At 67.2% G+C, this 8,373-nt stretch carries 7 protein-coding genes; 3 read left to right on the top strand and 4 right to left on the bottom strand.

The window, feature by feature from the left end; genetic code table 11:
* Positions 1 to 884, bottom strand: an 884-nt coding sequence (locus VN047_RS18795; protein ID WP_325545375.1) for a serine protease, incomplete at its 3' end; no start/stop codon positions are given.
* Positions 885 to 985: 101 nt separating this feature from the next.
* Here VN047_RS18795 and VN047_RS18790 point away from each other — a divergent pair.
* Genes VN047_RS18790 through VN047_RS18780 form a run of 3 tightly spaced genes read left to right on the top strand, consistent with a single transcriptional unit; the run spans position 986 to position 3,263 of the window.
* Positions 986 to 1,471, top strand: a complete 486-nt coding sequence (locus VN047_RS18790; protein WP_325545373.1) for a DUF1203 domain-containing protein — start codon at positions 986 to 988, stop codon at positions 1,469 to 1,471.
* Positions 1,468 to 2,505: a bifunctional DNA-binding transcriptional regulator/O6-methylguanine-DNA methyltransferase Ada gene (gene ada / locus VN047_RS18785; RefSeq protein ID WP_325545371.1), complete on the top strand. Its 1,038-nt coding sequence runs from the start codon at positions 1,468 to 1,470 to the stop codon at positions 2,503 to 2,505. The genes VN047_RS18790 and ada overlap by 4 nt, the downstream gene beginning before the upstream one ends.
* A complete protein-coding gene (locus tag VN047_RS18780) occupies positions 2,505 to 3,263 on the top strand; it encodes an isocitrate lyase/phosphoenolpyruvate mutase family protein (RefSeq protein WP_325545369.1) in 759 nt (252 codons plus the stop codon). Before ada ends, VN047_RS18780 begins: the two co-directional genes overlap by 1 nt.
* A gap of 9 nt (positions 3,264 to 3,272) precedes the next feature.
* Here the strand turns inward: VN047_RS18780 and VN047_RS18775 are convergent, their stop codons facing one another.
* From VN047_RS18775 to VN047_RS18765, 3 genes are all read right to left on the bottom strand, one after another.
* A complete protein-coding gene (locus VN047_RS18775) occupies positions 3,273 to 4,817 on the bottom strand; it encodes a hypothetical protein (protein ID WP_325545367.1) in 1,545 nt (514 codons plus the stop codon).
* A gap of 35 nt (positions 4,818 to 4,852) precedes the next feature.
* Positions 4,853 to 6,439 carry a hypothetical protein gene (locus VN047_RS18770; protein ID WP_325545365.1) on the bottom strand — a complete coding sequence of 529 codons (1,587 nt, stop codon included), beginning with the start codon at positions 6,437 to 6,439 and terminating at the stop codon, positions 4,853 to 4,855.
* 89 nt (positions 6,440 to 6,528) lie between these two features.
* The coding region (locus VN047_RS18765; protein ID WP_325545363.1) for a primosomal protein N' at positions 6,529 to 8,373 on the bottom strand (1,845 nt) is incomplete at its 5' end.

Raw genomic sequence — 8,373 nt, 5'->3', positions numbered from 1 at the left:
AGCGCGGCGAGCGCCTCCTCTCCGGCGCGCGCCTGTTTGAGTTCGCGGTCGAGCTTCGCGGCGGCGTCCTTCGACGCATTGGCTTCGGCATCGGCGCGGGCCTCGGCATCGATCGCGGCGCGGTCGCGCGCGTCGGCTTCGGCCATCGACAGGCACGGCGTGCCGATGCTGCCATATTGCTGCCCCGCATCGGTCAGGAAGCGCGTCAGCTCGCGTCCGGCGATCGCGAAGGCGAAGGGCGAATCGCCATCGTCTGCGCGCGTGATCGCGGTGTTGATGCCGACAATGCGCCCGCACTGGTCGACCAGCGGGCCGCCCGAATTGCCGCGCGATATCTTCGCGGTGTGGATCAGCATCGCGACCCCGTCGACCGCCTGCGTGTTCGACATATTGCCTTCGCTGCGCGTCGGCGTGCGCGGGGTGATATAATCGTTGGCGCTGCGCGCGGTGGCGAGATCGACGTTGCCCGGGTAACCCAATGCCACGACGTCGGCGCCCGAATCGAGCGGGCCGGTGTAGACCGCGGCGACGGGCAGGCGCGCTTCGCTGATTTCGATCAGCGCGAGATCGCGCGCGGCGTCGATCGCGATCAGCTTCGCGGCGTAGCTTTTCTGCCCCTCCGACGGCACGACGCCCAATGCGACATTGCCCGGATATTTGGCGGCCGATTCGACGACATGCGCGTTGGTGACGATGCGCGTCGGCGAAATCGCGATCCCGCTGCCATGGCCGAAGCCGACGACTTCGCCGTCGACCATCGCGACGGTGACGACGCGCACGACGCTGCGCGACGCCGCGCTGATATCGTCGGCCGCGCGCGCAGGCCCCGAAAGACCAAGGGTGACGGCAAGGAGAGCGAGCAGCAGGGGGAGGAGGCGGATCATGACGCGCAAAATAGAGCGGCGCGCTTTGAACGCAAGCATCGGGACGCGGCGCCGGACGCATCATGACATTGCATGTCCATCAACCGGAAAAGGACGAACCGATGACCTATATGATTGAGGGGCTCAGCCCCGATCGCTTTGCCCCGCTCTTCGCGCTCGACGACGCCGGCCTCGCCGCGATCAAAGCGCGCCGCGTCACCGCGACCGCGGCTCGCGGCTTTCCGTGCCGCGTCAGCCTGGAGGATGCGAAGGCGGGGGAGCAACTGATCCTGCTCCATCACACCAGCCACGACGTCGAAACGCCGTATCGCAGCGCCTATGCGATCTATGTCCGGCAGGGTGTCGCCGCCGCGCGCTACCGGGATGAGCTGCCCCCGGTATTCGAGGGTCGCCCGCTGGCGCTACGCGCGTTTGGAACGGACGGCATGCTGCGAACCGCACGGCTCGCGGGGCCGGGCGAAGCCGATGGCGCGATCCGCGACCTGTTCGCCGACGATGGCGTCTCCTATATCGATGCCCATAATGCCGCATACGGCTGCTTCGCCGCGCGGATCGAACGGGACGAAGCCCAGGGGAGCGAGACATGAGCGTCGCCGAAACCATGACCGATGACGATCGCTGGGCGGCGGTGCTGCGCCGCGATCGCGCGCTCGACGGGCGCTTCGTCACCGGGGTGCTCACCACGGGCATCTACTGCCGCCCGAGCTGCGCCGCGCGGCATCCGCTGCGCGAAAATGTCCGCTTCTTTTCCGATGGCGCCGCGGCGCGCGAAACGGGTCTTCGCCCGTGCAAGCGCTGCCTGCCCGACGACGTCGCGCGCGACGAAGGCGCGGTGCTGGGGGCGATCGCGGCGATCCAGCAAAGCGAGGAGCCGCTCGCGCTCGCCGATCTCGCGGCACGGACCGGCTATTCGCCGACGCATTTCCAGCGCGTCTTCACCCGCCACACAGGGCTTTCGCCCGCCGCCTATGCCCGCGCGCTGCGTGAGGAGCGCGCGCGGCAGGCATTGAGCGATGGCACGAGGGTGACCGACGCGATTTACGACGCGGGCTTTTCGGGGCCGTCGCGTTTCTATCAGAATATGGAGGGACGTATGGGTATGACGGCTTCGGCCTGGGTGAATGGCGGCAAGGGTGCGACGATCCACTGGGCGGTCGTGCCGACGAGCCTTGGCGACATGCTGGTCGCCGCAACCGAGAAGGGCGTTTGCCGGTTGAGCTTCGCCGAAGGGCGCGAGGCGCTCGAGGCGCGTTTTCCGGCCGCCGAACTGATTGAGGGTGGCGACGCATTCGCGGCGCTGCTGAAACAGGTCGTGGCGGCGGTCGAGGCGCCGGTGAACGGTTTCGATCATATCCCGATCGACGTGAAGGGCACGGCGTTTCAGGAAGCCGTGTGGCGCGAGCTTCGCCGGATTCCGGCGGGCGAAACGCGGAGCTATTCCGACATCGCCGCTGCGGTCGGCAGGCCCAGGGCGGTGCGTGCGGCGGGGAGCGCCAATGGCGCGAACAATGTCGCGGTGCTGATTCCGTGCCACCGCGTGGTACGCACCGACGGGACGCTCGGCGGCTATGCCTATGGCCTGCCGATCAAGGAAGAATTGCTGAAGAGGGAGAGTTTCTGATGTCCGACAAGATTGCCGAATTTCGGGCGCTTCACGTTCCGGGTAACCCGCTGATCCTCGTCAATATCTGGGACGCGGGGAGTGCGAAGGCGGTCACTGCGGCGGGCGCGAAGGCAATCGCGACCGGCAGCTTCGGCGTCGCCGGGGCGCAGGGCCGCGCCGATGGCGAGGATTTCCCGCTCGAGGATGTGTTCGCAAACCTCGACCGCATCCTGTCGGTCACCGACCTGCCGGTGACCATCGACATGGAGTCGGGCTATGGCGCCGATCCGGAGGCGGTCGGCGTCTCGGTCGGCCGGGCGAAGGCTGCGGGCGCAGCGGGGATCAACATGGAGGACCGGCTGCCCGGCGAGACCGGGCTGCTCGCCATCCCCGACGCCGTGGCACGTTACCGGGCCGCCGCCGACACCGGCATCTTCGTCAACGCGCGCTGCGACACGTTTCTCGGGGCCGACGTGGAGAAGGATGGCGACGCGCTCGTCGCCGCGACGCTGGAACGAGCGCGCGCCTATGCCGATGCGGGCGCGGGGTCGCTGTTCGTGCCTTTCCTGCTCGATCCCCGATGCATCGGCGCGATCTGCGAAGGGTCGCCGCTGCCTGTGAACATCCTCCGCGGCAAGGGTGGACCGACCCACAAGGAACTCGCCGCGCTTGGCGTGGCCCGAATCAGCCACGGCCATCAGCCGTGGGCGGGGGCGATGACATGGCTGGCGGATCAGGCGGCGCAGGTGCTGGGCGGCGCCGAACCCGATTATTGACGCGGCGCGTCAGTCGGTCGCGTCTTCGGTCCCTTCGGTCCGCGTGAAGGTGTTCGACCGGTCGCGGCCGCGCAGGGTTTCGAGCTGATCGAGCAGCGATTGCCCTTGCCCCCGGTCGTGCGGATCGAAGGCGACCGTCTGGGCCAGCCGCATCGCTTCGCCGAACCGGCCCCGGTTCGCGAGCGCGAAGGCGTGGTTGATGCGGATCGTGACATTCTCGGGCTCGAGCGCGAAGGCTCTTTCGAGCCCCTGAAGCGCGATGTTGGTCGGTTGGAAGCCCTGATCGCCGAAGGTCTCGAAATAAGCGAAGAGCGGGATCGGATCGTCGGGGTCGGTGCGATTGGCAAGCGTGATCGGCTTGCGCACCATGCTCCACGCCCCGGCGCTATAATCGCCCTTCCGGTCCATCTCGAGCGCGATCAGCCGTCCCAGCAGGACATTGGCGCGGACGTGGTCGGGTTTCAGCGCGATCGCCTTGTCGACCGCCGCGCGCGCGGCGGCAAGATCGCGCTTGTCGTCGTCCATGCGCCATTCGGCCGCGGCGACCTCGTACCAGACGCCGGCATTGTCGGGATGGGCTGCGGCGAGCCTTTGCAGCGCCGGGCGGAGGAGCGCCGTCCGTTCGGAGGAATTGGCGGCACTCAGCCGTTCGAGGCGCAGCGGGATCAGGGCATCCTCGCCGCCCGCGAGCGGGGTGATCGTGATCGCCCCCTCGACCTTCACCGGTTCGTGCAGCGTGACATAGGCCAGCGAGCGGTTGAGATAGCGGTTGAGATCCTTGTCGAGCAGGCCCAGGTCGCCGAACGTCTTGCGCGCCGCGTCGACGGCATCCTCGCCGCGATTGATCGCCTGCATATAGGCGAGCAGCTGGCCCTGCCGGTTCGGGTCGCTGTAGAGCATGTGCGTCAGCAACCACGACCGCCCGTAATAGGCATCCGTCATCCCGGCGGTCCCCATCGCATCCGGACGCTTCGTGATCAGTTGCTCGACCGGAATCTTCGGCATTTCGAGCAGTCCGTAGGCCCGGCGGTACACCGGCTTGCCGATCGCCGCCCTGCCGTCCCGGGTGAAATCGACGGTCGACACATATTCGGCGAAGCCTTCGATGAACCAGGCCGGAAAGGCGGCCGGCACATAGCGCTTCATGAAATGATGCGCATATTCGTGGAACAGCGTCTGTTGCGCCAAGGGCGTGCCGCGTCCCTCGTCATTCTCGCGGTTCGAAACCGCGAAGGCGCCGTCGGGCGTCGACAGGTAGAATCCCGCGATCGACGATCCGCTTTTCCCCGAGGCGAGCCGGCCGGCATCGTCGGCACGCTCGACCAGATAGATGGTCAGGCGATTCGGTTCGAACCCGCCGGGGACGCTGAAGCGGTGGCGCAGCGTCGCATCGAACCGCTGGAGATTTTCGGCAAAGCCGCGCAGCGGTTTCTCGCTGCCCTCGCTGTAGATGATGAAATTGTTGGTGTCGGCGCGCAGCCAGCGGGCGCTGGCCGGCGTGACCAGCGCCATGCCGAGCAAGGCGGCAACCGCCGCCGCGATCCCGTGTCGCATCCCGTTCCCCCTGCCGGCCGTCGCTGCCCCCGGCGTCAGCTCTTTTTCTTGCCCGCCGCCTCGTCCTTCTGGTCCTGGAAGATTTCGGCGATTTTCGTCCGCGCGTCGTCGAGCTTGTCCTGCTCGATGAACTCGACCGTCGCGAGAATCTTGTTTTCCTTTTCGGTCCCGTGAGCCGAAAAGGCGATCGGCGAGAGGACGTCCTTCGCAAGCTTGCCCTTGTTCTCGTTCAGGAGTTGCCGGGCGAGGATGAGGCGGTAGCCCGCATCATAGGACGCATAATTCCATGCATCCTCAAGCGTGATCAGCGCATCCTCGGGGATCGATTCGCCGGCCTCGAAATAGGACATGTAGAGGCCGATCATCGGACGCGGATCCTTGAGGTCGAGCTTGTGCGCCTTGGTGAACCAGGGGCGCGCTGCGGCGTATTGCGTCTTGTCGGTTTCGCCGCGCGCCATGGCGATTCCGCCCATCATGAAATGCGCGAGCGATGAATCGGGCGCGAGGGCGATCGCGCGCTTTGCCGCGGTTTCGGCGGCGTCGAAATTCTTCGCGTCGATCTGCGCCTCGGCTACCGCGAGCTGCGCGAACAGGCTGTCGGGATTGGCGGCGTCCTTGCCGGCCATGTCGCGCGCGACGTCCTTGGCCTGCTTCGGGTCGACGCCGCGCTGCGAGCGAATATAGGCCGGCATCAGGCTTTCCTCGACCGGCGTCAGCGCGCGCATCGTCACCACGGGCTCGACATAGGCGGGCGGCTTGACGTCGTACCCGGGGAAGGGGCCATTCTTGTATTTGCGCAGTTCGGCCTGCAGCTTGTCGAGATCGCCGAAGATGCGCTTCGCGGCTTCGAGGCTGTCCTCGCCCTTGTTGAGCGCGGTCAGATAGGCCGGCAGCTGCCCTTTGCGCGCTTCGTTGAAGTTCAGATAATGCGACAGCAGCCAGCCCACCGAATAGGACTGCATCTGTTCCATTCCCTTCAGCTTGACCTTGTGATCGAACATGCGCGACAGGCGGGTATCGGGCAGCACCCTCAGCGCTTCGCCGCGTGCCTGCGGCACATTGCCGAGGTGAAAACTGCCATCGTCGCGAAGGTCGATCGTGCCATAGACTTCGGCAAAGCCTTCGGCATACCAATAGGGATAGGCGGTGCTGAAATTGGTCAGCATGAAATGGTGCGTATATTCGTGGAACAGCACGCGCTGCGTGTCGAGCTGCACCTCGTTCAGGGTGCGGACGCCCATGCCGTCGCGGCGCTTGTTGCGCACCGGGACGAAGGCGACGGTGCTGCCCGCGCGCGGAATGTAAAAGCCGTAAATACCCGATCCGGGCGCCCCCGCGAGCGCGGCGATATCGTCGGTATCGCCGCTGCGGAACACCTTGACCTTGTTCGCCTGACCCATGTCGGGACCGGGAACGGGCCGCGCCTGCAGATAGCGGAGCGCATTGTCGTATCGTTCGAGCAGGCGCGCGAACTGTTCGGCGTCCTCTTTCTTGCTTTCCGAATAGACGATGAAATGCGACGTTTCGGCCTGCCACCATTCGGCGCGCGCGCTCGCGCTGATCGAAAGCGCCGCCAAAGCCACCCCGGCGCCGATGGCGCGGGTCCATTTTCCGATAGTCACCCCTGATCTCCCAACCCGTAATCCCCCGGTAATGCATCGATGATTAACAGGAAAATTTCGCGAATCCAGTTCGCTTCGTCGCAGGCGGGTCAGACGAAGCTATAGGGGTCGATGTCGATCGCGAGCCGCGCTTTCGCGGGCCAGTCGATGCTGCCCACCCAGTCGCGGATCGTTCCCTGCAGGTCGAAACTGCGCGGCGCGTGGAGCAGCAGGCGAAAACGGTGGCGACCGCGCAGCATCGCGAGCGGGGCGGGCGCGGGGCCATAGACCGCGAGTCCCTCGGCAACCGGTGCCTTCTGCCCCAGCCGCTGCGCGACGCCGCGCGCGACCTCGATGTCCTCCGACGAGATGACGAGCGCGGCGAAGCGGCCATAGGGCGGCGCGCCCGCGAATTTCCGTGCCGCGGCCTCCGCCGAATAGAAACCGTCGCGGTCGTTCGCGACGAGCGCCGCCATCACCGGCGCCTCGGGCACGCGCGTCTGAATCAGCACTTCGCCGGGCTTCACGCCGCGCCCCGCACGCCCCGCGACCTGCGCGATCTGCTGGAAAGTGCGTTCGGATGCGCGGAGGTCGCCGCCGTCGAGCCCGAGATCGGCGTCGACGACGCCGACGAGCGTGAGGTTCGGGAAATGATAGCCCTTGGTGACGAGCTGCGTCCCGATGATGATGTCGACCAGTCCGCCCTCGACGTTATCGACGAACTCGGCGGCCTTCGCGGGCGACCAGAGGGTGTCCGATGTGACGATCGCGACTCGCGCTTCGGGGAAGCGCAGCGCGACCTCGTCGGCGACGCGCTCGACCCCGGGCCCGCACGCGACAAGGCTGTCCTCGTCCTCGCATTCGGGGCAAAGCCGCGGCGGCGGCATCACATGACCGCAATGATGGCAGGCGAGACGATGGACGAGCCGGTGCTCGACCATCCACGCGGTGCAGTTGGGGCACTGGATGCGGTGGCCGCAGGTCCGGCAGAGCGTCAGCGGGGCGAAGCCGCGGCGGTTGAGGAAGAGGAGGCTCTGCTCGCCCTTTTGCAATCGGTCGGCGAGCGCGTCGACGAGGGGCGGGGCGAGCCAGCGGCCGCGATCAGGCGGGTCCTGCCGCATGTCGATCGCGGCGAGATCGGGCAGGGTCGCACCGCCGAAGCGCGCGGGGAGGATGATGTGGCGATAGCGCCCCGCCTCGACCATCGCGAGGCTTTCGAGCGCGGGGGTCGCGCTCGCGAGCACCACCGGCAGTCCTTCGAAATGTCCGCGCATGACCGCGACGTCGCGTGCGTGGTAATGGACGCCATCCTCCTGCTTGAAACTCGTCTCGTGCGCCTCGTCGACGACGATGACGCCCAGATTGGCGTAGGGCAGGAACAGCGCCGAGCGTGCCCCGACGACGATCTTCGCTTCGCCGCTCGCGATGGCGTGCCAGGCGCGGCGTCGCTCGGTCGAGCGCAACCCCGAGTGCCAGGCGACGGGCTCGCACCCGAAGCGCGCGGCGAATCGCGTGAGCATCGGTTCGGTCAGCGCGATTTCGGGGAGCAGGACGAGCGCCTGCTTGCCCGCGTCGGTCGCGGCGGCGATCGCTTCCATATAGACTTCGGTCTTGCCCGATCCGGTGACGCCGTCGAGCAGCAGCGTGTCGAATTTGGCGGCCGCGACCGCATCCTTGAGCTGCGCCGCGGCGGCGGTCTGCTCGTCGGACAGGTCGGGCGGGGCGAAGCCGCTGTCGGGTTCGGGATAGGGCTGGTCGGCCGCGACGGTGACGGCCTCGAGCGCGCTGGTGCTCACGAGCCCGCGGATCACCGCGTCGCTGACTTCGGCGAGCGCGGCGAGTTCGCGCACCATCCCCTGCCGCGCGCCGATCTTTTCGAGCGCGACCGTCCGCTGCGCCGTCATGCGTGCGGGCAATTCGCCGGTGGCGCGATATTCGACGATCGGGCGCCGCGC

The organism is Sphingopyxis sp. (genome assembly GCF_035565275.1).
GTDB lineage: Bacteria > Pseudomonadota > Alphaproteobacteria > Sphingomonadales > Sphingomonadaceae > Sphingopyxis.
The sequence above is the reverse complement of the archived record's forward strand: the minus strand, read 5'-3'. Positions and strand labels throughout refer to the sequence as shown.